Consider the following 25,285-nt stretch of genomic DNA (forward strand, 5'->3'; position numbering starts at 1 on the left):
CCAAACAATTACTGATTACTATACAAGAAGGTTACCATTTTGGTTAACAAGACTTGCCAAAGCCTTTATATACGCCCTCTTTTACTTCATAAGTAACTAAACAACAGATGCTTAAAAAATTAATCATTATTATTTGGCACGCCTTCCGGCATTTAAGTTTACAGCCAAACTATGTAGAACTATTACCCAAAATGACTAATAATACCACTAAAAGCCCTTTTTTTCAGGTTTAAATTCAGATGGTTTAGGAATGATCTTGATAATAGCCCACATAGCCCCGGCCACAATGCCCAAACTTTTTAAACCAAATTTTGCGAAAGGTTTCATCACCTCCCAAAAGTTGCTGCCCTGCCTGGTTTTCATCTCCGGGTTTTGCGCATTGATGTATCTCGTTTCCATAATGTATATGTTTTGCATTTTATAAAACATATACTATGCCATCGTGCCTTTAAACGCCATCATAAACCTCATTTTCAACCAACTGCGTTAATATGGATTTAAGCAGTGCTTCACGGGCCCATTGCTGTTCGGTTACGGTTGCATCATTACGGTACCAGGTAACCGGCTCGTTAATTTCTATGCGCGCTTTATACAGGTAGCCCTTTTTAGCGTGCATTTTGGTGCCCTCGTAACTATTTAGTCCCTCGCTTTTTATCAGTTTGGCAAACCGCGCAACGGGCAGGTCAATGCGCAGGCACTCATCAAGCGTGTTTTTGTAATCCTGCTTGTCTTCAAGCCATAAGGTTACGGCTTCATCATTTAGGTCGTGGTCGGCAATGGCAATCCGGCTGTAGTTATAATCTACTGAAATAATTAACCACCATAGCTGCTGTTTTAGTTTTTGCGATAATTTGATCATGACATATGCCCCCCAACCCCCTTCAGGGGGAGCTTTGTTTAAATCGGTAGCGGCAGGCAGCAGCTACGGGGATTAGATGTTAATTTGATGATTGCCCTTTGCAGGCGGTTAATTGGTTATTTAAGGCCGGGCCGTTCCGGAAGCCAGCCGGGCAGGTAACGTTGAATTGCAGCAATCTCGCGGCTTAACCTCGCGCAGGCCGCTGAGTAACCGTCTATACGCTCATTATAAATAGCGAAATCTTCGGTCGTAATTTCGGGCTGCTGCTCGGTACAAGCTTGCGTCGAGATAAAATCTGGTGATAAGTAGGCGATATACATGCTGCAATTCTTTAATTACTGTAAATTCTTGATGTGATATTTGCCGCTTTAATTTATTTCTCTTAGCTTAGCATCAATCAACGAAACAAATATAAAGATATTTCTGTATTTATGTCAAGAAATATTTACAAATTTTTTCTTTATGGATCAATCGGCAAAACCAAATAAAATAAAAACCGTACGCCCCGAAACTTTGGAGTTTATTATACTGTACACGCAGTTGCGCGGCAAAGCTTTTTATAATAACACACAGCTTGCAGAGGCGCTTGGCTATAACTCAGCCAGCACTATTACAGAGATTGTAAAAAGCAGGCAAAATATAGATCCAGAAAAACTAAAACTTTTTAAAGAAATTTATCAAGAACATTTATCACCGGTAAAAAATAAAGAAAACAGCAGCTTACCGATCCCTGTTAAAAAGACTTTCGAGGGCATACCCATGTACGAGGTAATCGCTACAGCCACCGGTGTTGAGGTTTATAACGATATAAACGACAGCAACCCGGTGGGGCACATGAACTTTCCGGGTATTGAGGATTGCGACTTCGCCTTACCGGTTTGGGGGCATAGTATGTACCCCTACCTGGAGAATGGCTGCTGGGTGGCACTAAAGGTGATACATGACATGAAGATTTTACCCGGCGAAGTTTATTACATTGAATGGGGAGATTACCGCATGTATAAACGCCTACTGGCAGGCGACTCGCCCGATGAGGTAATTGCCCACTCAGATAATACTACCGAAATGGTTGGCAGCCGGCTTAAATACGCGCCGTTCCCTATCAAGATAGCAGATATCAAAAAACTTTGCCTGGTAAAGGATATCCACAAAAAACACAATCATTAAGTACTTAAGACAAAAATGACGATACGCGAAGCAAAGCTTACTGATATACCCGAAATTATGCGCATAGTTGCCGAAGTTGTACCGCTTATGCAGGCGGCGGGTAACAGGCAATGGAATAACACCTATCCCAATACCGGGGTTTTTACCAACGATATTGAACTTAAACAGCTATGGCTTGCTGAACATAACGGCGAGATAGCGGGCGTAACTGCCATAACAACCGCCCCGGAGCCTGATTACGCCCAGGCCGACATCGATATTACGATACCGGCAGTGGTAACCCACCGCATGGCGGTTAGTCCGCGTTTTCAGGGATTGGGCATTGCGGTTGCGCTGCTGAATCATGCCGATGAGGTTGCCCGTGCTAATGCGCTAACTAAGTCCAGGGCCGATACCAACACCAGTAACACCGCCATGCAACGCCTATTGTTGAAAGCAGGTTACAAAAACGTGGGCGAAATCAGCCTTGCCCACAAGCCCGGACTGAGCTTTTATTGCTACGAAAAAGATATTCTTCAGCCTGTTTAAAAAAAGCGGTGGAGTGTAAAACCGCTAACCCGCTTTAATCGTAAACGTAGTAAAGTACCCCTTTCCTGATGAGTGAATTATTACCTTACGCCTATGGCGGCGTTGTTATTTTGCTGCTGATATTAATCTTTGAAATACGGCAGCGCAAACGCTTTGGCAAAGTATTAAAACAAAGCCAGGATGTTGACCCGCTGTTTATGAAGCAGGCCACAGCATCAAAGCTAAGCAAAGTGCAGCAAACCTTAACCGCTATACAAAGTGCCAACGCAGTACTGTATAACAAAGTAAGCCAAAAGCTGGATGAAGTAATGCACGATTACAACGCCGGCAAGATGCCTTTGCCCGAGTACGCACACAAGCTCGACCTGATACTTAATTACATAAAAAAACACGCTAACGTTAAAGTTTAAGCAGCCCGAAAATCTTTTTATTAACCTTGGCCTCATTATCAAATTGTTTATACTTGCAGCATCATGGTTGATGACGGCATAATAAAACGGCTTAAGGTTATTGTGAAAGATCACGGTGGGCAGGTAGGCCTCGCGGCAGCCATCGGGGTTGACCAGGGGTTTATAAGCAAGGTAATCAACCGCAAGCAGGACATGAGCTATTACCTCATCAGCAAACTTTGTTTCACCCTTAAATATTCGCCCGAGTGGTTGATTTTAGGCACCGGCGACAAAAAGATAAACAAGACCGACGGCGCAAAGCTCATTACCGAAATACAAATGCTGCGCACAGAGGTTGATATACTCCATGCCCGGATGCGTGCCTATGAGCATGAACTGCAGGAACTAAAGGATAACCTGCAAAACAAAAAGGCTATATAGCAAAAAGGAGGGCGTTGCCCTCCTTTTCTAATTAAACTCACTCAGGTTCCACTCATCTTTCCAGCTTATGGAAATATCGTTGCCATTAAAGGTTATCGGCAGCCAGAGATAGCGGCCATCAATGGCATCCTTAGGTGCCCATTTATCGGCCATAAAAATAAAAGCATCCTTTTTGCCCTGCACCGGCAGCACATGGGTACTTTGCCCACCGTAGGTTAAGTTGGCGCCGTTACCGGTGCACGGATTGCCACGGTGTGTCCACGGGCCCCAGATAGAGGGTGCGGAAAACCAGCGCGCGGCATTTGGCGCCCAACCGGTACATCCCGACCCGATCATGTAATAAACACCATTGCGCTTAAACAACGCTGGCGCCTCGGTTTGCTGGCCTTTGTATACACGGATGAATTTACCGGTATGGCCGGTATAGTCATCAGTCAGCTCGGCAATATGCAACGTGTAATTTTCTTCGGATGAAAACACATGGTAGGCTTTACCGTCGTCATCAACAAATACCGTCATATCGCGGGCCATTTGTCCGCCCGGCAAATCTCGGCAAAAGAATTTATCGTCTTCAGCAGGGTTTGCGCAATTTACTTTTTCACTTTCAGGAGTACCGGCCGCGTAAAAAGGCATCTTTCCGGCATTGGGCCTGTAACTGCGGATGAACTTAAACGGACCGGTCACTTTATCACTCACCGCAACACCGGCGCGGGCAGCACTATAACCTTTGCCCCTTAGCTCCAGGTGGAACCACATCACAAATTTGCCTGTCTTCTTATTGTAAACCACCTTTGGCCTTTCCAGTATGCAACCTTTGGCAATATCGTTAGTGCTATCTTGCGAAACAGCAAGCGCTATGCCTTCATCCTTCCAGTTATACAAATCGGTTGATGAATAGCTATGCACACCCACCTGGGCGCTGTTACCAGCTTCGCCGGCTATTTTATGCTCGCCAAACCAATAGTATTTGTTTTTATAATAAATGATGCCGCCACCGTGAGCATTAATATGTACACCCTTGTTATCAGGCCATATTTTGCCGGGTGTAAATGCTGTAGCCTTACCGGCGGGTGCCTGCGCGTTAACTAATCCCGTGGTAAGAAAAAGTACCAGGAGGCTTATAAGTGATAATTTATGTTTCATGTGTTTGGTTTTGCGATGGTAAAGGAACAAATTATTGTTACACAAACACATGTGGTTATTAACCAAAAATGCCCGGATTTTGCCGGGCATTTGATAAGCTATTTTGTAGCCTGATTATTATTTTGCAGCGTCGCGCAGAGCTTTAATGCTGTCATGTGCTGCATTAATATCTTGCGCTTGGGCGGTTACGGTTTGTAAAGCCTCGCCGCTTAAGTTACCTTCGGTAAGTGCGGTTTGATAAGCTTTTTTAATCGCGTCCTCGCCGCGCTCAGCTTCGCTTAATATGCTGGCACGGTCTGTACCACCGAACAATGATTTTACATCGATCCAGGCGCGGTGTAATGTACCGCTTACGCTGTTGCCGGTTTCCACATCGCCGCCGCGTGATGCGTTAAGAGCAGTCAGCTCCTGGCTAAATTTACGGCTTTGTGTAGCGTAGCTCTGAAACAGCTCTTTCAAATCGATATTTTCATCTTTAATATCAGCAATAGCTTTTTCAAATCCCGCAATACGGTCGTTGTTAATCTCGATCAAATCGTTTAATACTTCAATTACTTTTTCTGTCGTTTCCATAGTTTTTAGATGTTTGGTATAGTTTTACAATAGCTGTGCCACCATTAACGCAGCATGGCATTTTTTACTAATAATGATGCCGCCTCGCCAAAATCCAAACCGGAATAATCCGGATTAAAGCCACCTATATAAGGAACCGCCAGTATATATACCCGATCGTTAAGGGCGCCATAGCCATCAACTGCCTGAAAATCATCGTTTATAGCTACTCCAGGCACACTCAGGTAATAATGACCTTCGCCATCACTGAATACCTTACCCTCAGCTTCAGTAAGCGCTTGTTGTCCCGCTTCGGCATGCTTAAATTTTAATTTAGCCGGACTGAGGACACGGCTTTCAATAAGGCTTTTGTAAGGAATAGCACTAAACTGAAGATGAGGCTGACCAATGCAGTCAACAAAAGTTTTATAGTGTTTAGTTTTTGATTCGCCGTCCTCATCAGTGTACGTAACGGTCGCGCCGCCTGCCTCATCAGGCTCTACATTACTATCCTCTCCCACTGATATAATGTCCAGCACACCGGCATTATGCAAAGCCAGCATTTCATTTGCAGAACTTTGCGGAACGTACGCAATAACGATGGATATTAACGGCATGAGCGTTTTTTGCACGCGCAGCATATCCTCCGCCGAAAAATACTTAGCCGGATAGTTCATGGCAAAGCTCAATATGCCCAGCATCTCCTTCCAATAGATGGATTCCCGTTTTTCTATCGATCTTTCCGCCTCGTCATACTCGGCCTGTAGTAGGGCGAAAGCATCCCGATCCTCGCGCATGCCCATCATCAGGTTTACAAATTCTTCCATCTGCATATCCTTTATGCGCTCATAAAAATCAGTATCGTTTTGCTTGATGCCGTCCTTAAAATTCTTTTGAAAAACATAATCAAGCGGCAAAAAGCCTTCGTTCTCCTTGCGTACCGCCTCAATTTCCTCCTTGCTCAAAACAGTTTCCTTACCCAGGTGCGAGTCTTCCAGATGGAAACGTACCGCAGGCAACAAACCATTGCGCGAATGCATTATCATTTTAAAACCTTGGCTTTCGGGGTAAACGGTATAAAGAGGCATTCCATCCTCACCTTTTTCAAAACTGCCGTTATAGCGCGACAAGGTACGTATAGCATCAATGGCCGTTAAGGATGAACCGCGGATAGCGATTTCATGATTTGCCGCGAAAGTTAATTTGGCAGGCGGATAAGGCGAATCAAAATATCCGGGTACCTTACCCTCATGTTTTTTAGGCCAGATGTGGCCGCTGCAAATGGCAACCTTATCGTGAAAGAATTTATCTCCTGCGGAGGTAATCACCTGCACTTGCTCTTTTTCAGGGATGTCAGCTACATCTGCAATCGGGGTGTTATAATAAACCTGTGTTTCCATGCCTGTCTCCTTTGCCTGCTGCAACAGCATAGCAAACTGTGCTGTGAGATACTGGCCGAATAAAAGCCGGGGCAAAACCTTATATTCGTTAAACCTTGCCGGATCGATATTAAACTTGTCAAGCGTATCTTTAGATACCTTAGATATCCAGTCGGAGACGGAAGTAACCAGATCAGGTATCTCATTGCCGGATACGTTGGTAACATGCTCATCGTTTGCGCCGGCCGCACTGTAGGGCATACCGGCACCGAGGGTATTACCTTTTTCGTAAATAGTTACGCTTATTGTTGGGTCGGCCGTCTCAACCAATCGTTTGTACAAGAACATAGCGCTTGGCCCACCGCCAATTATCCCGATGTTCAGGCTTTTATTTTTTGATTTCACAAGTAGAGTTTAACTTATCTGCAATAATCACAACCGCATGTTGTATGCAATTGAGCGATAGTATAATCACTAACTATGTGTATTGTTTGCCCGTACAACCATACGGAGTAATACAAAAAAAGCCGGCTCACAAGCATGAACCGGCTTTTATAGTGCAATAAGATTATTTTTTAATTACCGACATAATGGCATCGCCTACTTCATGCCCGGCGGCTTTCTTAAAATCAAAGCCAAGCAACAGCGCCATGGTTTGGGCCAGTTGCTTATGGTAGGTAGTGGTAGCAGTTTTTACTTCGCCAGTTGCCGGGGTGTCGGGACCGATGATGGCAAACCAAGTTTGCTCGGAGTTTTTTACATCCTCGCCGTGGCTTCGCCAGGTTTCAATAGGCTGCTCGCCGCGGCCATGGTCGCAGGTGATCAGCAAGGTTGTTTTGCCTTTATATGCCGGATCATTTTGCACTATATCCCATAGCGATTTGATGTAGCCGTCTTCCTGTTTTATACGATCGAGGTAAAAGCTGTAGTTGCCCTCGTGCGCCATATCGTCGGTTTCATCAAACGCTAGGTATACTACTTTGGGTTTGTACTGCTTGATATACTCTTTAGTGTATTCATAACTGATAAAATCCAAACGGGTGGAATCGCCCAGGTAATGCGGCACGTTATGCTGTAATTCGTTCAAGTATTTGATACGCTCGTTAGCATCCTTGGTTTTAACATCAGCATAACCAGAATAAACCGGCAGGCCGGAGCGAGTGGTATTCAATATCTGCGGGAAACGCTCCCATGATGAAAAAGCAACCACCTTACCCTGATAACCTTTTTGCTTGTTAATGAATTCCAGCACATTCATGTTCGGGTTGGTAATCGGGTCGTTGGTATTCATCCGCTTATCCGGGAAGCCGGTAAATATCTCGTTATATCCCGGATATGAAAAATGGTACGGATTAGCCACCTCATCCTTATTACCCAGATCGCGGTTGCCATAAACCTGCCCCTGCCCGCTTACTACCGACCATAAAAAGGGCATCAGTATCTTACGCCGATCATCCGCAGTAGCGGCCCAATATCTCTTTTTAACGCCGTCCTTATCACCGGTGAACGTTGAGGCGATCAACGCTGAATCCGCACCGCGGAAAACTTCCTGCCACCGCAGGCCGTCAAGGGTAACAATGATCAGGTTCTGCGTTTTATTTTGTGCCTGTGTATAGTTTAAAGCCATAGTGCACAGCAACAGTAAACATAATTTTTTCATATCGATCGTATTAAAAGCGAACGGCCATTATCGCTAATGGCCGTTCGCTGGTTTGAAGTAATTATTGAAGTATCCACATAACGCCGTTAATATCGTCGTTACCGTTGAATTGCTTATCTAAAGCAGCCTGGTAGTTTTTGGCATTGGCTGTACGCTCTGCATCCGGATAACGGAAGCGTTTGGCTATACGGCCACCATTACCCGTACCCGGCCCGGTTGTAAAAGTAGGCACACCGGTGCGGCGATAATTAAAATACGACTGTAAACCCGAATGGCGAAACAATGCCAAATACTGCTGCTGCAATATTTTTTTCAGGCCGTCAGCGCCATCAGCATATTTAACAGTAGATTGATTATAATAGGTATTAAAATCAGCGCTAACCGTGTAATTATCATAGTTACCATCTACGTTAACCCCTGTAGTTGAACCCGGGCGGTAAAAATAAGCCGTGAACGTACCGCTTTGCGGGATGCCGTAAGATGCCCGTGATGCCTGAATGCCTTTGATGTAATAGCTTTCGGCACCTGCTCCTGTAGCCCAGCCACGGTTTACACCTTCCGCAATGTTCAACATTAGCTCCGGATAACCGATCTGGATGCTTGGCTCGCCGGTATAAGTTGAATAAAAATGCTTACGGTTAAGGAAAGAGTATTTCTGTAAACCGGCATTGTTGTACATCACCCCCTGGTCAAGCCCTGGATCAGCGCCTACAAATGATGCGAAATCAGTAGGGCTTTGCTTTTTATTATCAACCAGGTCGCGAGCCGGCTCGGCTGTTACAAACCCCCTCGGATCTCTCAGATCTGTTAACAAGCCAACATAAGTAGATGACATGTTTTTACGCGAACCACTTTGCCCGAAGTTATTTGGGTTTTGCGGATAAAAGTTGTTCGGTGTTCTGAATGTATATTGCATGTTATCATCGTTACTCGCCATCAAAGGGTATTTGCTTGGGTTGTTAATGATGTTGGCAAAACGGGTAGCTACCTTTAAATCAGTATCGCCGGTTTTTTTGCTCAGCTGTATAAGCAAACGGATGTTCAACGCATTCACCGCTTTTTGCCACTTGCTCAGGTTGTTGTCAAAATAAATATCATTTTTTAACACCGCGCCCTCGCCAGTACCAAAATCATTGGGTTTGCTGATAAGCTGACCAAGATCACTGTTAGCGCTTTCCAGCCAATCTAACGATTGCAGCATTACCTGCTTTTGGGTATCATAAGCCGGCTCCAGTTTATCAAGGCCTTTCAGCGCTTCCGTCATTGGTATATCACCCATCTCCAAACTCATTTTACTGAACAGGTAGGCCTTAAAAAATTTGCCTAACGCCTCATACGGGTTAATGGCAGCGCCACCGGTAGCGGCAGCCTGTTTTTCCATATCCTGAACGTTCTTCAGCACGGTATAGTAATCGTCGCCACCGCCAAAATCATAACGGTTGTTACCATAGTAATCGTAGTTATACAGGTAATACTGGCTGTAAATCTCTTTTTGGCCGTCGGGCAGTTCGGCAATGCTGTTAAGCACGCCGTTAAACAACAGCGCGGCAGGTACTTTACTTGGCAGGTTGTTGTTTTTAGTTAGCTCGTCAAAGCTTTTTTTACAACCCGTTACTGATAGCGCAACCGCTACCGGTAATATATATTGTTTTAAAATCGTTTTCATTTTGTTTACTGCTAAGTAAGTTTAGAATGACAGGTTAAGGTTAAAACCATAGCTGCGCACGGTTGGTGATTGCAGGCCGGTTGAAGCCGCAGCATAGTTATACTGGTCAAGGTCAACATCCTTAAAGCGCTTGTCCTTGTAAAAGTAAAGCAGGTTACGGCCGTATAATGACAGCGTGGCCTTTTGGATGAAGGTTTTTTGCAGCATTGGTTTCGGGAAGTCAAAACCGATGGTAACCTCACGTAGTTTTGAGAAAGTTTTGCTCATCAGGTTGGCCTCGTCGGCATTGTAGTACTTGCTCACGTAATCCTGCACAAAGGCTGTTTGCTTGTTTGGGGCATATTGCAGCTCGCCATAATTTAACACCGCACCTGTTTTTGAATCGTAGTTGATAGATGCACCGTTTGATATTACCACACCCTCGCCCACGTAGCTGCCGTTGTAACCGGTTTTGCCATAGTTTTGCCAGTCGCGGTAACGGGCGGCACCTAGGGCGCCTTCAGCAGTTTCAATATTGGCACCGCCACGCATGGTTTTGTTGTGCATGTAGTCAACTATTACACCACCTACCGAGCCATCGAACTGGAAGCCCAGGCTAACGGTTTTGTAACGTATTTTGTTGTTGATGCCCCAGTTATACTTGGCGTTCATATTACCTAAGTATTGTGATACAGGGTTAATAAGCGGCTTGCCGGCAGCATCGTTAATGATCTTTCCGTCAGGGTTACGAACAAACGCGGTGCCGTATAATTTATCAGTACGGTCACCGGCTTTAAAGAAGGTTTGGTATGTATCCTGGCCCGGAGGCAGCTCTTTATAAACCTCTTTAAACGTCGCGAAGTTCACCAACACATCCCAGGTAAAGCCACCGCTGTTTTTAACCGGTGTACCGCTAAGCGATAGCTCGTAACCATTCTTTTTGGTTTTAAGCGCGTTTACATATTCAATAGTATAACCTGTTGCAGTTGATATTGCGTTTGGCAATATACGCGGACCATCAATGTACTGGAACGCGGTACCGCTTAAACCTACACGGCCTTGCAGAAAACGGATATCAAAACCTTCCTCATAGTTTACACGGGTTGATGTTTTGATGTTGTTTTGGTACAGATAATCGGGCGCGTAACCTGCCGTTTGGCTGTTATACGGCTTGCTGATTGAATATGATGATATCAGTGAATAATCCGGACCATTATAAGGTGAGTTATAGGTAGTACCATAACCCAGTGGATTAGTAAATAACGATGACCCTGTTGATCCGCCCAGCGCCGTAATAGAATTAAAAGGAGCCGGACCGATAGTAGTTGAGGTAGCGTCCGAACGGATGTTTGAGAATGAAGCCCTTGCTTTCAGGAAGCTAATTACCTCAGGTAGCTTCACATAATCAGATATTACGGTGGCTACTGATACACTTGGGTAAAAATAAGTGGTTGGCGCCTGGAAAGCCGATGATTTATCGATACGGCCGGTGCTTGATATGGTAGCGTACTTACCAAAGCTGGCATCCAACGAGTAGTAAGCACTGATTACACGCATGTCTGACGCGAAACTGGTTGACTGTACCGGATTTTTAGAGTTACTGAAGCTATAAACCTCGGGCACGTTTAGGTAGTCTGTGGACGTCCAGTTGGAGTTATAGTTAAAGCTACGGATGTTACCACCTACTAAACCCGACAGGTTCAGGAATTTTTTGATGGTATAATCATAGTTCAGCATCAGCTCAGTATTGCTGTCGTACAGGTTACGGCGGTCTTCGCGGTAGTCGCCTTGATTACCTTCACGGCCGTAAGGGTGAGCCGAGAAAGGCATTTTTTCCGTACGCAGGATATTATATGTATTAACCTGTGAACGTAAGGTTGCATTCAGATTGTTATTAATCTTGAAGTTGGCAGACATCCAGCCGTACAGGTCGTTTTTGTAATGGCCGCGGGTCCATTCCTTAACCATAAACCAAGGGTTATGGTAGCGTGTATACTCGGCAAATTGCTGCTGAATACCTTCTTTACCCGGCTGCCAGATGGCTTTAATGTCCGGTGCGTTTACATCCCAGTCGGCACCCGTCCATATAGCAATGTTATAGATCAAGCTGTTGGGGCCATACTGTACATCCGGAAAATTATCGGTTGTTTGGCGGTTATAGTTAATGTTACCCTCAAATTTCCAGCGTGGGTTAGGGTTAAATGAAGCATAGATGTTCGCGTTGGCTATATCCAAATATTGCTCGGGTATATAACTATTTTGATGCTGTTGCGATGCTGATAAACGGATGTTATAGGTTTCGCCATTGGCACTTAACGCTACGTTATTATTGGTTTGATAGCCGGTACGCAAAAAGTTATCCAGGTTATTAGCGCCACGTGCAGTGTAAGGCGTAGCCTGGCGTACGCCGTTAATAATCGGACTATCATACTGCTCAATCAGCTGACCGGCAAAATAAGGCCCCCAAACGTCATAATCAGCATCAACACCACCCGGTGCACCGCCCTTGCCATCAACAAACTTGTAAAATGTGTTCTCGCCTGCACCGTATGATTTTTGCACACGCGGGAAGGCCAGGAAGCCTGTGTTGATAACGGTACTGCTGTTAACATCAACCGTTAGGCCTTTTTTATTTTTGTTGCCTTTTTTAGTGGTGATCAATATAGCGCCGTATGATGCACGGTTACCGTATAAAGCGGCAGCCGCAGGGCCTTTAAGCACCGTGTAAGTTTCAATATCATCAGGGCTGATGTTGTAGGTATCGGTATTAATAGGAATACCATCCACCACGTAAAGTGATATCTGGTTACCACGAATGCGCACACTTGGCGCACCCAGTAACTCAGCCGACGGGCCTACCGATAAACCTGCCACCTTACCGGTTAAGCCGGTGATCGGGTTAGGGTCACGGGCAGTGGTTACGTCGTCACCATTAACGGTTTGTACGGCGTAGCCTACGCGGCGGGCTTCTTTTTTAACACCAAGGGCGGTTACCACCACCTCGTTAAGTGCTTTGCTGTCGCCTTTTAGCGCTACAACCAGCGTGCTGCTGTTACCTACGGTGGCTTGCTGTGGCGCAAAGCCTAAAAACTTAAATTCAAGCACATCGCCGGGGTTAGCCGTAATAATAAAGCGGCCATAAATATCGGTTGATGTACCCTGGTTACTGCCTTTTAACATTACGGTTACGCCCGGCAGCGGTTGCTTGTTTTCGTCGGTTACGGTACCCGTAATTCTTGTTTGGGCAAACAAAATAACCGGCGAGAGGCAGCACATAATAAATAATGCCAGCCTTTTTAAATTCGGATAAAAGTGTTCCATTTTTTGCTGTTTAAAAAAATCGGTGGTGTGACTTATTTTATTGCAGCAATGATAGAGAGTGTTTATTATTTATAAACTAAGTTTAATTTAAATAAACTTTAAAGATTTATTGCGAGAATGTTAATGAAAGCGAATATTGGTAACAATAATCATACATAACGCAGCAACTATGTTAACACATTGCTCGTTAAGCTTGGCTTTTAAGGTGGGTCAAGGCTTTTTGCTTTAATGAGGATAAATTAGTAACCGGAATATTTTCCAGCTTGGCCTCATCGTCCCAATACCTGAAACGGATGATCAAATCCTTATCTGGATTGGCTTCAAAAGCCGTGGCTTCGTCAGCGCTCATTTTGCCGCCCTGAAATTCAAGGGTTACCCTGCTGGCCGGCGAAAGCTTCTCGTAATATTCCGCGTATTTATAGGTAAGATAACGCTTGGCGATAACGTGGGCGCGTACCAGGTTAGCCATCCTGTCCGAAAAACCACGCTCCAATAAATAATCGGCGCCCAGTTTTTCGTGATCCACATTGCCCATGCCGTCCATGCTTTCCGCCTCGCCCTGTGCGGCGCACAGGTGGCCGATGTCGTGAAAAAAAGCAGCTAAAATCACCTCATCATCATAACCCTCATGCTCGGCTAATGATGCAGCCTGCGTCATGTGCTCCAGTTGCGATACGGGTTCGCCTATATAATCCTCATCGCCGTGGAGCTCATACAAAGCAAATACTTCATCAACTATAACTTCGGGGGTGCGTGTGGTGTGTAGCATGGCTAAGGCAAATTAAAAGCATAGATATTAATATGTTATTAAACAAACGTTATGTAATTTACAGTGGATGTAATATTTCTGTTCAAGCCTTATTTAACATCCTATTATTTGTGTGTTGCTGTTATATTATATACTTTGCCACGGTTCAACCAATAACCTGATTATAGATGGAAGACGATATTCTGCTACAGATAAGCAACCGCATTAAAGAGCGCCGCCGCGAAAAGAACATCACCGTACAGGATCTGGCTACTAAAGCCAACGTAAGCAAAGGCCTCATTTCGCAAATTGAGAACAGCCGCACCATACCCTCGCTTATTGTGCTGATTGATATTATTAAGGCGCTTGATATTGACCTGAACGTTTTCTTTAAAGATATCAGACACAAAGAAGGCAGGCAGGCACCTATCATCAAAAGAAAAAGCGAGTACGAGCATTTTGAGAAGGAAGACGCCCACGGCTTTCACTATCAGCGCATATTTACGCAATCCATCAAAAACTCCACGGTTGATATGGTGATACTGGAGCTTGAACCCGGCGCACATCGCCCAATGGTACAAACCGAGGCTTATGAATATAAATACATACTAAACGGAACTGTAGAATATCAATTTGAGGACAGCAGCTATACGTTGAAAGAGGGCGACTCCATGCTGTTTGATGGCCGCCTTGCACATACGCCAAAAAACGCGGGCAAAGGTAAAGCGAGCATGCTGGTGCTTTATTTTTTCGAGGAACACCCAAACGCTTAAAGGTAACTTAATATTGGCTTAGTTTATTTTTAATAAACTAAGTTTATAATTGCTAAACTATTTAAGTTTAGCATGCCCCAAACAGATAATACGTCTTTTGATACCCGCTCGATAAAACAACGGGCGCAAAATAAGCTGGGGGCATTGCCACACGGATTGGTTTCTGTGCTTGCTGCCATATCCGCTTTTGGAGCTTATACCTGCATGTATGCTTTTCGGAAGGCTTTCGCGGCAGGCACTTACCCCGGTGTAGAGTTTATGCATGTGAGCTATAAAGCCTGGCTGGTTATAGCGCAGGTATTGGGTTATACACTGAGTAAATTTTATGGCATCCGGTTTATAGCCGAAGTAAAGGCGCTTAACCGCGGCAAAAGCATCCTGATTTTGATCGGCATTTCATGGCTGGCACTGTTGGGCTTCGCGCTGGTACCCGCACCATATAATATTATCTTCCTGTTTATTAATGGTTTCCCGCTTGGCATGATCTGGGGCTTAGTATTCGGCTACCTGGAAGGGCGCAAGGCTACCGAGTTTATGGCGGCGGTGCTGTCCATCAGCCTAATATTCGCTTCCGGTTTTGTGAAAACCGCCGGACGCACGCTCATCAGCAATTTTGGTGTAAACGAATACTATATGCCTTTTTTAACCGGCGCGTTGTTCGCTATTCCGTTGATAATGTTTGTTGTATTTTTGGAGATTATCCCTCCGCCTACCGAGCAAGATAAGCTTTTGCGCACCGAACGCACTCCTATGAACGCTGCCGAACGCCGTGCATTTTTATTACGTTTTTTACCGGGCATCATCCTCACCGTAACGGTGTACGTTATGCTAACCGTTATACGCGATATACGCGATAACTTCGAGGTAGAAATATGGCATGGCCTCGGCATTACCAGTAACAGCATTTATACTAATATTGATTCAGTCATCTCCATCGTTGTACTGGCAGGTATCAGTCTGCTTATACTGGTAAAAAATAACTTAAGAGCTTTTGGCATTATTCACATTTTTATTATCTGCGGATGCCTGCTTGCAGGTATATCAACCCTGTTGTTCAATGCAGGTACAATCAGCCCCATTACGTGGATGACGCTTGCCGGACTGGGCCTTTACGCGGGTTATGTGCCCTATAATGCCATATTTTTTGAGCGAATGATTGCCTCCTTTAACTATAAAAGCAACGTTGGCTTTGTAATGTACATTGCCGATGCCATTGGCTACCTGGGCAGCGTAAGTGTGTTACTGGTAAAAGAACTGGGCAATCCCAACGTAAGTTGGGATACCTTTTTTAAGGATGCTTTGCTGATTTTAGCCGTTACCGGCGGCACTGCGGGTACACTTTCGCTCATTTACTTTTTACAAAGCGCGCGCCGGTCGCGCACGCAAAACAAACCGTTAAATTTATCAGCAGTATAAATTATGAATAACAGATCTGCCATTGTTATAGGCGCGGGTATTGTTGGCCTGGCCACCGCCCGTGCGCTGGCCGCACGCGGCTATAAGGTTACCGTGTTTGAGCGTAACGAACGTGCCGTGGGCGCATCTATACGCAACTTTGGGATGATATGGCCCGTTGGGCAGCCTAACGGCACACTGTTTGAACGCGCCATGTTATCGCGTGGCATATGGAAACAGGTAGCCGCCGAAGCCGGGATCTGGCATGACGAAGTGGGCTCGCTCCACTTGGCCTACCATGATGATGAGTTACAGGTAATGACCGAATATGCCGATTTAAACAAATCGATGCGCGATTGCGCCCTGCTATCACCTGCAGAGGCGTTAACCAAATCGCCGGCGGTAAACCAAGAGGGATTGAAAGGCGCTTTATGGAGCGGCACCGAAATGATTGTTGAGGCCCGTGCCGCTATTGAACAAGTGGCAGCATACCTTGCCGAAAAACATGACGTAACTTTTTACTGGAACACCGCTATCAGCGCGATGAAAGGCACCGAAGTGCGCAGCGGCAACCGCACCTGGCAGGCTGATGAAGTATTTGTTTGCGGCGGTGCCGAATTTGAAACCCTTTACCCCGAACTGTTTGCCGAAGCGCCACTTACCAAATGCAAACTGCAAATGATGCGCCTTGCCGCCCAGCCCGATGGATTGCGAATCGGCCCGTCGCTTTGCGGCAGCCTGTCCATGATCCATTACCCGGGATTCGGCGCCGCGCCGTCATTACCGGCTTTGAAAGCCCGTTATGAGCAGCAATATGCCGAATACCTGAATTGGGGCATACATGTAATGGTTTCTCAAAATCATTTGGGTGAACTTACTGTGGGCGACTCGCATGAGTATGGCCTGGTGCACGATCCCTTTGATAAGGAATTCATTAATCGCATGATACTGGACTACCTGGCCACCTTTACCCGCTTTAAAAACAACCAGGTAATACAAACCTGGAACGGCATATACCCCAAACTCACCAACGGCCAAACCGAACTGGTGCTGGAGCCCGAACCGGGTGTTACCATCATCAACGGCCTGGGTGGTAACGGCATGACGCTATCATTCGGTCTTTGTGAGCAACTGATCGCGGCAAGACAGTAAATTCAATATTCGCTATATAGAAAAGCGGGGCTTGTAAAAAATGCAAGCCCCGCTTTTTATTTTATGTCCGTTTAAACCAGCGGAAGTAATTCCAACAGGTTATTAATGATATGATCCGGTTGCGCGGATTGCAATTGCTCCACCGTATGCGCGCCGGTGGTAATGCCGATGCTCATGGCGCAACCGGCGTTCTTACCTTCTTCAATATCGATAATCGAGTCGCCAACCTTTATAATTTCGGCAGCGTTGATGCTGTACATCTGCGCGGCCAGGTTAATCATGTCCGGTGCCGGGCGGCCATTTGTCACATCGCTGGCGGTTATCAGCCTGTCGAATTCAACTCCTTCCTGCCAACCGAGCTTATTCACAATATTTCGCGCTACGCGATCACTATAACCGGTGTTTAAAACCACTAAAATCCCTTTATTCTTCAGTTTGCTGATAGCGGCCAAAGTATCAGGTTGAGCCGACATGTCGCTACTGCTATAAGTTTCATCCAATTGCTTTGAAAAATCCTGAAATATATCGTTGGCAATATCTTCATCATTAATACCGGCATAAGTTTGCAGTATGCTTTTAATCGCCTGCAATTTTTCCATACCGGCACCCACGGCCAAAACATCATTAAGCGAAACTTGGTAACCGGCGTTGTTTATGGCTTGATGAAGCGTTTTGTAGACAATATTTTCCTCATTTACAGTTGTTCCGGCCATATCGAAAACAACCATTTTTATAGTAGTAGCCATTGTAAATTATGTTTAGCAAAGCTAAACATAATTCATTATTAATAAACAAAATCCATATTAAGTTTTAGTTAACGGGATCAGTTTTGATCAATGCATCCCACAAAATTTCGGCAGGATGTTGTGCTGTTGCCGTCGTACCATCCTTTATCTGGTGGCGGCAACTGGTACCCGGCGCGGCTATAACCACATTTGCCCCGCCATTGCGAACGGCAGGAAACAAAACCAATTCGCCAATGCGCATGGAAACGTCGTAATGCTTATCCTCATATCCAAATGAACCTGCCATACCACAACAGCCGGAAGGGATAACCTCTACCTTATAATTAGCAGGCAAACTCAACGCCGTTTGAGATGCCGCCTGCACATTCCAGGCTTTTTGCTGGCAATGGCCATGGAGCAATACCTGCCGGTGTTCGGTGGTGAATTGATCGCCGTTAATGTTGCCATTTTTTGCTTCGCGGGCGATGAATTCCTCGAACAACAAAGCATGTTGAGCGAGTTGCTGCGCCTGTGGCAATAAGTCTTCGCGCACCAGGTCGGTGTATTCATCCCTGAAACTTAATATGGCTGATGGTTCAATACCGATCAGAGGCGTACCCTCACTGATCAACGGCGCTAACAGCTCCACATTACGTTCGGCCACAGCTTTAGCCTGCCGCAATAAGCCTTTGGAGAGCATGGTACGTGCGCTTTCCTGATGCTGAGGGATGATCACCTCGTAACCCAGCGCCTGCAACAGTTTTATAGCCTTTTGGCCGATGCTTACATCGTTATAATTGGTAAACTCATCGCAGAAAAAGTACACACGTTTGCTGCGATGATTGTCGTTATTTTGCTTTTTATACCATTGCCGCAAAGTTTGTGGGGCAAGTTTGGGCAGGGTACGTTTAGCAGAAAAACCAAGGCTCTTTTTAAGCGTATTACCGATAGCGTTATCGGCCGTAAAAAAGTTGTATAATCCCGGCCATGCCATGCCCAACTTATTAAGCCTGGGCAGCGAAGCTATCAGTTTAGCTTGTAACGGTGTGCCGTTGGCATTATAATAATGCTGCAGAAACTCTGCTTTCAGCTTGGCCATATCCACACTGGAGGGGCACTCCGACCGGCAGCCTTTACAGCTCAGGCACAGATCCATCACTTCCTTTATTTCAGGATGGTCAAAGCGGTTCAGCTTGTCGGAATTGGTGAGGTAATGGCGCAAGGTATTGGCGCGGGCACGGGTAGTGTCCTGCTCATTACGGGTAGCCATGTACGACGGGCACATGGTACCGCCCGCCTGTGCCGATTTCCGGCAATCGCCCGAGCCATTGCATTGCTCGGCATGCTGCAAAATATTTTGTCCGCGAAAGCGAAATACAGTCTTTATTTCAGGCACCTGCTGCCCCGGCGTATAGCGCAGGTATTCATCCATTGGCGGTGTACCGGTTATTTTGCCGGGATTGAATATGCCCTGCGGGTCCCACGTTTGCTTGATGGCTTGCAGCAAACGGTAATTCTTCTCACCTATCATTTGCGGAATGAACTCTCCACGCAGGCGGCCATCGCCATGCTCACCGCTTAGCGAGCCACGATATTTTTTTACCAGTCCGGCTATTTCCTGCGCTATAATGCGGAACTTTTGTACACCTTCGGCGGTTTTCAAATTCAGCATTGGCCGCAAATGCAACTCGCCCGATCCGGCATGGGCATAGTACACACTGTACAAACCATGCTTCTCTAAAATTTGGTTAAACTCCGCGATGTACGCAGGCAGATCGACGGCATCAACGGCGGTATCTTCAATAACGGCCACCGCTTTTTCATCGCCAGGCAAATTACTCAGCAAGCCGAGTCCCGCCTTGCGTAATGACCATACGGCATTTTGCTGCGCCCCGGTTAGCAACGGAAAATGATAGCCCAAACCACCCTGCCTTAACTCATCCTCAAGCCGGACAGCAATGGCAATCAATTCATCATCACTTTGTGCCGATAACTCCACCACTAAAATAGCCTTGGGGCTACCCTGCACAAAAAAGCGGTTTAACGCCTGCGATGGGTTATCGAGCGTGCAGTCTAAAATGTAATGGTCGATCAGCTCGCAAGAGCGTGGTTGATATTTAAGGGCGATAATGTTGGCATGCAAAGCTGCATCCACCGATGGGCAGTGCACACAAAGCAACCCGGTTGTTTTCGGGGGCAATTCTTCAAGATTCAGCTTTATCTCCGTAATAAAGGCCAGCGTACCTTCAGAGCCGCATATCAATTTACAAAAATTAAAATCCTCGCCACCGGCGGTAAAGGGGTTACTGTTCAGCAGCACATCAACAGCATAACCTGTATTCCGGCGGTTAACGCTTGGCTTCGGAAACTCACGGCGGATCTCCTGCTGCGTTTCCCAATCGCCAAGCTGCTGCCTGATGGTTCGGTATAACTCCGCTTCGAGCTTATTACCTTTGCCAGCGGCAATAAATTCATCAAAATTCATAGACCTGAAAACCGCTTCGCTGCCATCACTCAGTAACGCCTTAACCTCTAATGTATGATCGCGCGTGCTGCCGTACACCAGTGAATTGGAGCCACAGGCATTGTTGCCCACCATGCCGCCAATCATGGCCCGGTTAGCCGTTGAGGTTTCAGGACCGAAGTATAAGCCGTAAGGGCGCAGGTAACGGTTCAGTTCATCGCGTACTACACCAGGCTGCACACGCACCCATTTCTCGGCTGTGTTTACTTCGATAATATCTGTAAAATGTTTCGATACATCAACCACTATACCCTTGCCCACCACCTGCCCGGCCAGTGAAGTACCGGCGGTACGGGGTATCAGCGAGGTTTTGTACTTACCAGCAAAGGCGATCAGCTTTTTCAGATCATCATCATTTTTCGGTATAGCTACGGCCAGCGGCATTTCGGAATAGGCAGAGGCATCCGTAGCGTACAGTACACGCATCAATTCGTCGGTGTACAATTCGCCTGTTAATGCCTCCCTGAGCTCCCGAAGTCCGTGATCGAGCATCTCCCTAAAAATCGAATTTTATGCCTTGCGCCAATGGCAGCTCGGTTGAATAATTAATGGTATTGGTTTGCCTGCGCATATATGCTTTCCAGGCATCGGAGCCTGATTCGCGACCGCCGCCTGTTTCCTTTTCGCCACCGAATGCCCCGCCAATTTCGGCACCGGATGTACCGATGTTCACGTTGGCGATACCGCAATCAGAGCCCGCGCCGGAAAGGAACAGCTCCGCTTCGCGCAAATTATTGGTCATGATGGCGGATGACAATCCCTGCGGTACGCCGTTTTGCAGGGCGATAGCTTCGTCAAGTGTATTGTATTTTATCAGATAAAGGATAGGCGCGAATGTTTCATGCTGCACAATCGCGTAGCTATTCTCTACCTCGGCAATACAGGGTTTAACATAGCAGCCCGAAGCATATCCTTCACCATCTAATACTCCGCCCTCAACCACAAAATTGCCGCCTTCAGCCTTACATTTTTCAATGGCATCCAAATAACTTTTCACCGCGTCGGTATCTATCAGCGGCCCCATGTGGTTATTGCTATCCAGCGGGTTACCTATTCTGATCTGTTTGTAAGCACTTACCAGCTTCTGCTTAAAATCGTCATAAACCGAACTATGAATAATTAGCCTGCGCGTGGAGGTACAACGCTGCCCGGCAGTACCCACCGCGCCAAAAACAGTACCGATAAGCGCCATTTCCAGGTTAGCATCAGGGGTTATGATGATGGCATTATTACCGCCCAATTCTAACAACACCTTCCCCAGCCTTGCAGCCACGGCAGTTGCCACAGCCTTACCCATACGGGTTGAGCCCGTGGCTGATACCAATGCCACACGCGGGTCATTAGCCATCAGGCTGCCTATCTCACGGTCGCCGATAACGAGGCAGCAAACGCCATCGGGAATATCATTCGCCTTAAATACTTTACTGATAATATGCTGACAGGCCACAGCGGTAAGCGGTGTTTTTTCGGATGGTTTCCAAACGCAGGTATTGCCGCATACCAGCGCCAGCATGGCATTCCAGCTCCATACCGCCACGGGGAAGTTAAAGGCTGATATAATGCCCACCACCCCCAGCGGGTGATACTGCTCATACATGCGGTGCAATGGCCGTTCGGATTGCATGGTGAGGCCATACAACTGGCGACTTTGGCCCACGGCAAAATCGCAAATGTCGATCATCTCCTGCACCTCGCCCAAGCCTTCCTGCAGGCTTTTGCCCATCTCGTAACTCACCAGCGCGCCGAGGTCATCCTTGGCCTCACGCAGGGCATTACCAACTTGCCGAACGATCTCTCCACGGCGCGGAGCCGGTACGGCACGCCAGGCATTGAATGCCTGCTGCGCCTGTTCGGTAGCTTTATTATAATCAGCCGCGGTAGCCATATTTACCTTGCCGATGGGTTTACCATCAACAGGCGAATATATGGTGCGAGTATTGCTGCTATCAACCTCAGCCCAAACACTGCCCGTGCTGTAAGCAGGGTTAACCTCATTTATCTGTAGTCTTTTTAATATCTGTTGTATATCAACCATTATTGTTTGGTTTGACTGGTGTATGTACTTTCAAAAATCTTATCGGCATTGCCGGTTTCAAAACCCTCGCGGCGTTGCGCGGTGGTAAGCTGCTCCGCCGGTATGTGGCTAAATTCGGGCAACGGGCGGCGCTCGGCAAACTCCACGTAGCTGCCCGCTATGGCCAGTGTTTCGCCACCGGCAAACAGGGCCTCCTTCATTTCGGCAACGGTGCTGCTCTGGCTCAATAAACCATCCGGACTGGTTTTGATCTTGCCTCCCTCAGTATTCAGCCGTATGCCTAAACCCTCTACGAAGGTATTGAAATCCTCAATGGTATTGTATCCGTTTTTGAGCGCGTGCACGCTGATGGTGTAATGATTGAGGTAATAGCGGTTGTATATTACCCATGCAGCGTACTCATTCTCGTCAAGCAGGCGCTGGTAATCAGCCTTGGTTGGGCGCTCCCATAGCGGTTTTTGAAAGAACGCGCCTACCTCAGCACCGTTATCCAGGTCGAGTGCATCTACCGGGTCATTATCAATGCCAGCGGTATATTTCTTAATGATCTGCTGCGCTTCGGGCGATAATTCATCAACACGCAACTCACTGATAAATATGCGCGGGTAAACAGCTTTCGGCGGCGAAAACCAGTAAGCACCCAGCTTCTTTTTTTCAAAGTGGTAATGATCGCGCTGTGTGTAGCCGTAGTGCAAAAATATTTTGCCCAAAGATGCTATTCCCAGGTGCTGCACACCCAGTGTACGAAAGGCTATATGATCGTTCACGATATCTTGCTGCGAGGCAACAACCCCTTTCTCCACCAGCGCGGCGGTAATCTGCTTTACGGCAGGCACGCCTTCGCTATAGCGCTCAAACAGATCGTTAAGTGCTATATCCAACGGTTTTTTCTCATCAAATTTCATGATCGTACCTTTTTAAATGCCCCTTAAAAAAGGGCGGTTGGTTTATAATTGTAAAGCTAATATCTGCAAATTAAGGTAAGCTAACATCATGCGTGAGCAACAATATTTATGAGCAGGTATTGAAATATATTTTAATATCAAACCAATAATATAAAACCATATCCTATCTTTATATGTAACCCTTTTACATGCTAAGGGTTTACCAATTATAATATTTATGCCCCTATTTAGATTTTTACTTTGCGCAGCGATGCTTTACCTCCCGCCAATGGCACTGCATGCACAGATTGCCGAAATGGACACCACCATGTATGGGCGTAACCCTGCCACCGGCAAATACGTCAACATACGCGGAATTAAGCTGTACTACGAGGTTTATGGCAAGGGCGAACCTCTGCTGATGATACACGGCAACGGCGGATCGATAAATAACTTCATCTTCCAGATACCTTACTTTGCCAAACATCACCGGGTGATACTGGCCGACAGCCGCGCGCAGGGCAAATCAATTGACCCGTCGGATTCACTGAGCTACGAAATGATGGCCGATGACCTGAATGCGCTGCTGGATAATCTCGGACTAAAACAGGTAAATGTTATTGGCTGGAGCGATGGCGGTATAAACGGATTGCTGCTTGCCTTGCGCCATCCCGACAAGGTGAAAAAACTAGCCATAACCGGCGCCAACTTAAGGCCGGATACTACCGCTGTTGACCCACAGGTTTACAGTATGGCCATGGGCTGGAACCGGCAGATACAGGATTCACTTAAAATGATGAAACCGGCATCGGCACAGCTTAAAAATACGGCCAAAGTAATGCGCCTGCTATCGTACCAGCCCAACATACCCGCAACCACGCTGCACAAAATCAAGTGCCCGGTACTGGTTATAGCCGGCGACCATGACGTGATCAAAAACAGCCATACCCTGGAAATAGCGGAAAATATTCCTAATTCGTATCTGTGGATAATACCCAACTCGGGCCATGCTACACCGGTGTACAAAAAGGATGAGTTCAATAATACCATCAGTGATTTCTTAGCCAAACCTTATCGTAAAATTGAGGGTGAAGCCCGCTTTAATTAATTCCGGTTACTATGCGCTTTTACTATATATTATTTCTATTGATATGTGGCTCTGCTTTTTTAGTATCGGCACAAAACTTTGGCAATAACCCAACCGCAGGTAAATATGCCCGCATACGCGGCTTTAAAATGTATTACGAAACTTACGGCACCGGCAAGCCGCTGCTGCTGGTACATGGCAATGGCGGTTCGATCAGTAATTTTGAGAACCAGATACCCTACTTCGCCAGGAATTATAAGGTAATCGCGGTTGACAGCCGGGCGCAGGGAAAATCAACCGACCTGAGCGACTCGCTGAGTTATGAGATGATGGCCGACGACCTGAACGCCTTGCTGGACACCCTGAAAATATCAGACTGTTATGTAATTGGCTGGAGCGATGGCGGAATCAATGGCTTACTGCTGGCCATGCGCCACCCGGACAAGGTAAGCAAGCTGGCAATTACCGGCGCAAACCTAAAGCCAGACACCACTACGCTCGATCCGTTTGTTTACAACGAAATAGCCAAAACAGATAAAAAATATAGCGACTCGTTGAAACATTCCAGCTCCACCCCGCTAACAAAAAATGCATGGAAGGTAAATCATATGATGCTGATTGAGCCTAAAAACGTGCTTGCTGATCTGCACCATGTAAAATGCCCGGTGCTGGTTATCGGCGGGGACCATGATGCTATCCCGACAAGGCATACCATCGAGATAGCCGCGAGCATTCCTAACTCTTACCTGTGGATATTGCCAAATTCAGGGCACTCTACATTAGTTAATTATAAAGATCAGTTTAATACAACGGTAAACAACTTTTTTAAACAACCCTACCGCGATATAAGCGGTAACGACAGGTTTAATTGACCGGTA

23 protein-coding genes are annotated in these 25,285 nt (G+C 46.4%); 9 read left to right on the forward strand and 14 right to left on the reverse strand.

The window, feature by feature from the left end; all coding sequences use genetic code 11:
- Positions 1 to 207: 207 nt before the first annotated feature.
- From LT679_RS06980 to LT679_RS06990, 3 genes are all read right to left on the reverse strand, one after another.
- Complete coding sequence (locus LT679_RS06980) at positions 208 to 399, reverse strand: hypothetical protein (protein ID WP_232176742.1); 192 nt, start codon at positions 397 to 399, stop codon at positions 208 to 210.
- Between the two features lie 49 nt (positions 400 to 448).
- Positions 449 to 859 (reverse strand): hypothetical protein, encoded by a 411-nt coding sequence (locus tag LT679_RS06985; RefSeq protein ID WP_232176743.1) that lies wholly within the window; start codon positions 857 to 859, stop codon positions 449 to 451.
- 116 nt (positions 860 to 975) lie between these two features.
- On the reverse strand, positions 976 to 1,179 hold the full coding sequence (locus LT679_RS06990; RefSeq protein ID WP_232176744.1) for a hypothetical protein: 204 nt from the start codon (positions 1,177 to 1,179) through the stop codon (positions 976 to 978).
- A 142-nt stretch (positions 1,180 to 1,321) separates the two neighbouring features.
- On the opposite strand from LT679_RS06990, the gene LT679_RS06995 reads away from it, so the two are divergent.
- The 4 genes from LT679_RS06995 to LT679_RS07010 all read left to right on the forward strand — a co-directional run bounded on the left by LT679_RS06995 (position 1,322) and on the right by LT679_RS07010 (position 3,384).
- Positions 1,322 to 2,026, forward strand: coding sequence for a S24 family peptidase (locus tag LT679_RS06995; protein WP_232176745.1), 705 nt, complete (start codon positions 1,322 to 1,324; stop codon positions 2,024 to 2,026).
- A 15-nt stretch (positions 2,027 to 2,041) separates the two neighbouring features.
- Positions 2,042 to 2,554: a GNAT family N-acetyltransferase gene (locus tag LT679_RS07000; RefSeq protein ID WP_232176746.1), complete on the forward strand. Its 513-nt coding sequence runs from the start codon at positions 2,042 to 2,044 to the stop codon at positions 2,552 to 2,554.
- A gap of 68 nt (positions 2,555 to 2,622) precedes the next feature.
- Positions 2,623 to 2,964: a hypothetical protein gene (locus tag LT679_RS07005; RefSeq protein WP_232176747.1), complete on the forward strand. Its 342-nt coding sequence runs from the start codon at positions 2,623 to 2,625 to the stop codon at positions 2,962 to 2,964.
- 63 nt (positions 2,965 to 3,027) lie between these two features.
- Entirely contained in the window at positions 3,028 to 3,384 is a 357-nt protein-coding gene (locus LT679_RS07010) for a helix-turn-helix domain-containing protein (RefSeq protein WP_232176748.1), read from the forward strand.
- A gap of 27 nt (positions 3,385 to 3,411) precedes the next feature.
- Here the strand turns inward: LT679_RS07010 and LT679_RS07015 are convergent, their stop codons facing one another.
- The 7 genes from LT679_RS07015 to LT679_RS07045 all read right to left on the reverse strand — a co-directional run bounded on the left by LT679_RS07015 (position 3,412) and on the right by LT679_RS07045 (position 13,853).
- Positions 3,412 to 4,527 (reverse strand): glycoside hydrolase family 43 protein, encoded by a 1,116-nt coding sequence (locus LT679_RS07015; RefSeq protein ID WP_232176749.1) that lies wholly within the window; start codon positions 4,525 to 4,527, stop codon positions 3,412 to 3,414.
- Positions 4,528 to 4,644: 117 nt separating this feature from the next.
- Positions 4,645 to 5,100 (reverse strand): ferritin-like domain-containing protein, encoded by a 456-nt coding sequence (locus LT679_RS07020; protein WP_232176750.1) that lies wholly within the window; start codon positions 5,098 to 5,100, stop codon positions 4,645 to 4,647.
- A gap of 44 nt (positions 5,101 to 5,144) precedes the next feature.
- Complete coding sequence (locus LT679_RS07025) at positions 5,145 to 6,863, reverse strand: FAD/NAD(P)-binding protein (protein WP_232176751.1); 1,719 nt, start codon at positions 6,861 to 6,863, stop codon at positions 5,145 to 5,147.
- Between the two features lie 163 nt (positions 6,864 to 7,026).
- The gene (locus tag LT679_RS07030) at positions 7,027 to 8,118 is read right to left on the reverse strand and encodes a phosphoglyceromutase (protein ID WP_232176752.1); all 1,092 of its coding nucleotides are present in this window, start codon (positions 8,116 to 8,118) and stop codon (positions 7,027 to 7,029) included.
- 61 nt (positions 8,119 to 8,179) lie between these two features.
- Entirely contained in the window at positions 8,180 to 9,784 is a 1,605-nt protein-coding gene (locus LT679_RS07035) for a SusD/RagB family nutrient-binding outer membrane lipoprotein (protein WP_232176753.1), read from the reverse strand.
- Between the two features lie 21 nt (positions 9,785 to 9,805).
- On the reverse strand, positions 9,806 to 13,084 hold the full coding sequence (locus LT679_RS07040) for a SusC/RagA family TonB-linked outer membrane protein (RefSeq protein ID WP_232176754.1): 3,279 nt from the start codon (positions 13,082 to 13,084) through the stop codon (positions 9,806 to 9,808).
- 187 nt (positions 13,085 to 13,271) lie between these two features.
- The gene (locus tag LT679_RS07045) at positions 13,272 to 13,853 is read right to left on the reverse strand and encodes an HDIG domain-containing metalloprotein (RefSeq protein WP_232176755.1); all 582 of its coding nucleotides are present in this window, start codon (positions 13,851 to 13,853) and stop codon (positions 13,272 to 13,274) included.
- A gap of 167 nt (positions 13,854 to 14,020) precedes the next feature.
- Here LT679_RS07045 and LT679_RS07050 point away from each other — a divergent pair, with 167 nt between their 5' ends.
- The 3 genes from LT679_RS07050 to LT679_RS07060 all read left to right on the forward strand — a co-directional run bounded on the left by LT679_RS07050 (position 14,021) and on the right by LT679_RS07060 (position 17,152).
- Positions 14,021 to 14,605, forward strand: coding sequence for a helix-turn-helix domain-containing protein (locus LT679_RS07050; protein WP_232176756.1), 585 nt, complete (start codon positions 14,021 to 14,023; stop codon positions 14,603 to 14,605).
- A 72-nt stretch (positions 14,606 to 14,677) separates the two neighbouring features.
- On the forward strand, positions 14,678 to 16,021 hold the full coding sequence (locus tag LT679_RS07055; protein WP_232176757.1) for a DUF5690 family protein: 1,344 nt from the start codon (positions 14,678 to 14,680) through the stop codon (positions 16,019 to 16,021).
- A 3-nt stretch (positions 16,022 to 16,024) separates the two neighbouring features.
- Entirely contained in the window at positions 16,025 to 17,152 is a 1,128-nt protein-coding gene (locus LT679_RS07060; protein ID WP_232176758.1) for a TIGR03364 family FAD-dependent oxidoreductase, read from the forward strand.
- 71 nt (positions 17,153 to 17,223) lie between these two features.
- Here the strand turns inward: LT679_RS07060 and LT679_RS07065 are convergent, their stop codons facing one another.
- The 4 genes from LT679_RS07065 to LT679_RS07080 form a co-directional block, all read right to left on the reverse strand.
- A complete protein-coding gene (locus LT679_RS07065) occupies positions 17,224 to 17,898 on the reverse strand; it encodes an HAD-IA family hydrolase (RefSeq protein ID WP_232176759.1) in 675 nt (224 codons plus the stop codon).
- A 64-nt stretch (positions 17,899 to 17,962) separates the two neighbouring features.
- Positions 17,963 to 20,893 carry an FAD-binding and (Fe-S)-binding domain-containing protein gene (locus LT679_RS07070; protein ID WP_232176760.1) on the reverse strand — a complete coding sequence of 977 codons (2,931 nt, stop codon included), beginning with the start codon at positions 20,891 to 20,893 and terminating at the stop codon, positions 17,963 to 17,965.
- Between the two features lie 4 nt (positions 20,894 to 20,897).
- Positions 20,898 to 22,436, reverse strand: coding sequence for an L-piperidine-6-carboxylate dehydrogenase (gene amaB, locus LT679_RS07075; protein WP_232176761.1), 1,539 nt, complete (start codon positions 22,434 to 22,436; stop codon positions 20,898 to 20,900).
- Positions 22,436 to 23,341, reverse strand: a complete 906-nt coding sequence (locus tag LT679_RS07080; protein ID WP_232176762.1) for a DUF1338 domain-containing protein — start codon at positions 23,339 to 23,341, stop codon at positions 22,436 to 22,438. The genes amaB and LT679_RS07080 overlap by 1 nt, the downstream gene beginning before the upstream one ends.
- 268 nt (positions 23,342 to 23,609) lie before the next feature.
- Here LT679_RS07080 and LT679_RS07085 point away from each other — a divergent pair, with 268 nt between their 5' ends.
- Positions 23,610 to 24,428, forward strand: a complete 819-nt coding sequence (locus LT679_RS07085; RefSeq protein WP_232176763.1) for an alpha/beta fold hydrolase — start codon at positions 23,610 to 23,612, stop codon at positions 24,426 to 24,428.
- 11 nt (positions 24,429 to 24,439) lie between these two features.
- Positions 24,440 to 25,279: an alpha/beta fold hydrolase gene (locus tag LT679_RS07090; RefSeq protein ID WP_232176764.1), complete on the forward strand. Its 840-nt coding sequence runs from the start codon at positions 24,440 to 24,442 to the stop codon at positions 25,277 to 25,279.
- Positions 25,280 to 25,285: the final 6 nt, after the last annotated feature.

Origin of the sequence: Mucilaginibacter roseus (assembly GCF_021215455.1) — a bacterium.
Taxonomy (GTDB): domain Bacteria; phylum Bacteroidota; class Bacteroidia; order Sphingobacteriales; family Sphingobacteriaceae; genus Mucilaginibacter; species Mucilaginibacter roseus.

Excerpts from the sequence above, each read along its gene's own strand:
- LT679_RS07070 (WP_232176760.1), bottom strand. The coding sequence starts at position 20,893 with ATGCTCGATCACGGACTTCGGGAGCTCAGGGAGGCATTAACAGGCGAA.
- LT679_RS07020 (WP_232176750.1), bottom strand. The coding sequence starts at position 5,100 with ATGGAAACGACAGAAAAAGTAATTGAAGTATTAAACGATTTGATCGAG.
- LT679_RS07045 (WP_232176755.1), bottom strand. The coding sequence starts at position 13,853 with ATGCTACACACCACACGCACCCCCGAAGTTATAGTTGATGAAGTATTT.
- LT679_RS07050 (WP_232176756.1), top strand. The coding sequence starts at position 14,021 with ATGGAAGACGATATTCTGCTACAGATAAGCAACCGCATTAAAGAGCGC.
- amaB (WP_232176761.1), bottom strand. The coding sequence starts at position 22,436 with ATGGTTGATATACAACAGATATTAAAAAGACTACAGATAAATGAGGTT.
- LT679_RS06995 (WP_232176745.1), top strand. The coding sequence starts at position 1,322 with ATGGATCAATCGGCAAAACCAAATAAAATAAAAACCGTACGCCCCGAA.
- LT679_RS07040 (WP_232176754.1), bottom strand. The coding sequence starts at position 13,084 with ATGGAACACTTTTATCCGAATTTAAAAAGGCTGGCATTATTTATTATG.
- LT679_RS06990 (WP_232176744.1), bottom strand. The coding sequence starts at position 1,179 with ATGTATATCGCCTACTTATCACCAGATTTTATCTCGACGCAAGCTTGT.
- LT679_RS07085 (WP_232176763.1), top strand. The coding sequence starts at position 23,610 with ATGGCACTGCATGCACAGATTGCCGAAATGGACACCACCATGTATGGG.
- LT679_RS07065 (WP_232176759.1), bottom strand. The coding sequence starts at position 17,898 with ATGGCTACTACTATAAAAATGGTTGTTTTCGATATGGCCGGAACAACT.
- LT679_RS07080 (WP_232176762.1), bottom strand. The coding sequence starts at position 23,341 with ATGAAATTTGATGAGAAAAAACCGTTGGATATAGCACTTAACGATCTG.
- LT679_RS07060 (WP_232176758.1), top strand. The coding sequence starts at position 16,025 with ATGAATAACAGATCTGCCATTGTTATAGGCGCGGGTATTGTTGGCCTG.
- LT679_RS07030 (WP_232176752.1), bottom strand. The coding sequence starts at position 8,118 with ATGAAAAAATTATGTTTACTGTTGCTGTGCACTATGGCTTTAAACTAT.
- LT679_RS06985 (WP_232176743.1), bottom strand. The coding sequence starts at position 859 with ATGATCAAATTATCGCAAAAACTAAAACAGCAGCTATGGTGGTTAATT.
- LT679_RS07090 (WP_232176764.1), top strand. The coding sequence starts at position 24,440 with ATGCGCTTTTACTATATATTATTTCTATTGATATGTGGCTCTGCTTTT.
- LT679_RS07035 (WP_232176753.1), bottom strand. The coding sequence starts at position 9,784 with ATGAAAACGATTTTAAAACAATATATATTACCGGTAGCGGTTGCGCTA.
- LT679_RS06980 (WP_232176742.1), bottom strand. The coding sequence starts at position 399 with ATGGAAACGAGATACATCAATGCGCAAAACCCGGAGATGAAAACCAGG.
- LT679_RS07015 (WP_232176749.1), bottom strand. The coding sequence starts at position 4,527 with ATGAAACATAAATTATCACTTATAAGCCTCCTGGTACTTTTTCTTACC.
- LT679_RS07055 (WP_232176757.1), top strand. The coding sequence starts at position 14,678 with ATGCCCCAAACAGATAATACGTCTTTTGATACCCGCTCGATAAAACAA.
- LT679_RS07010 (WP_232176748.1), top strand. The coding sequence starts at position 3,028 with ATGGTTGATGACGGCATAATAAAACGGCTTAAGGTTATTGTGAAAGAT.
- LT679_RS07005 (WP_232176747.1), top strand. The coding sequence starts at position 2,623 with ATGAGTGAATTATTACCTTACGCCTATGGCGGCGTTGTTATTTTGCTG.
- LT679_RS07000 (WP_232176746.1), top strand. The coding sequence starts at position 2,042 with ATGACGATACGCGAAGCAAAGCTTACTGATATACCCGAAATTATGCGC.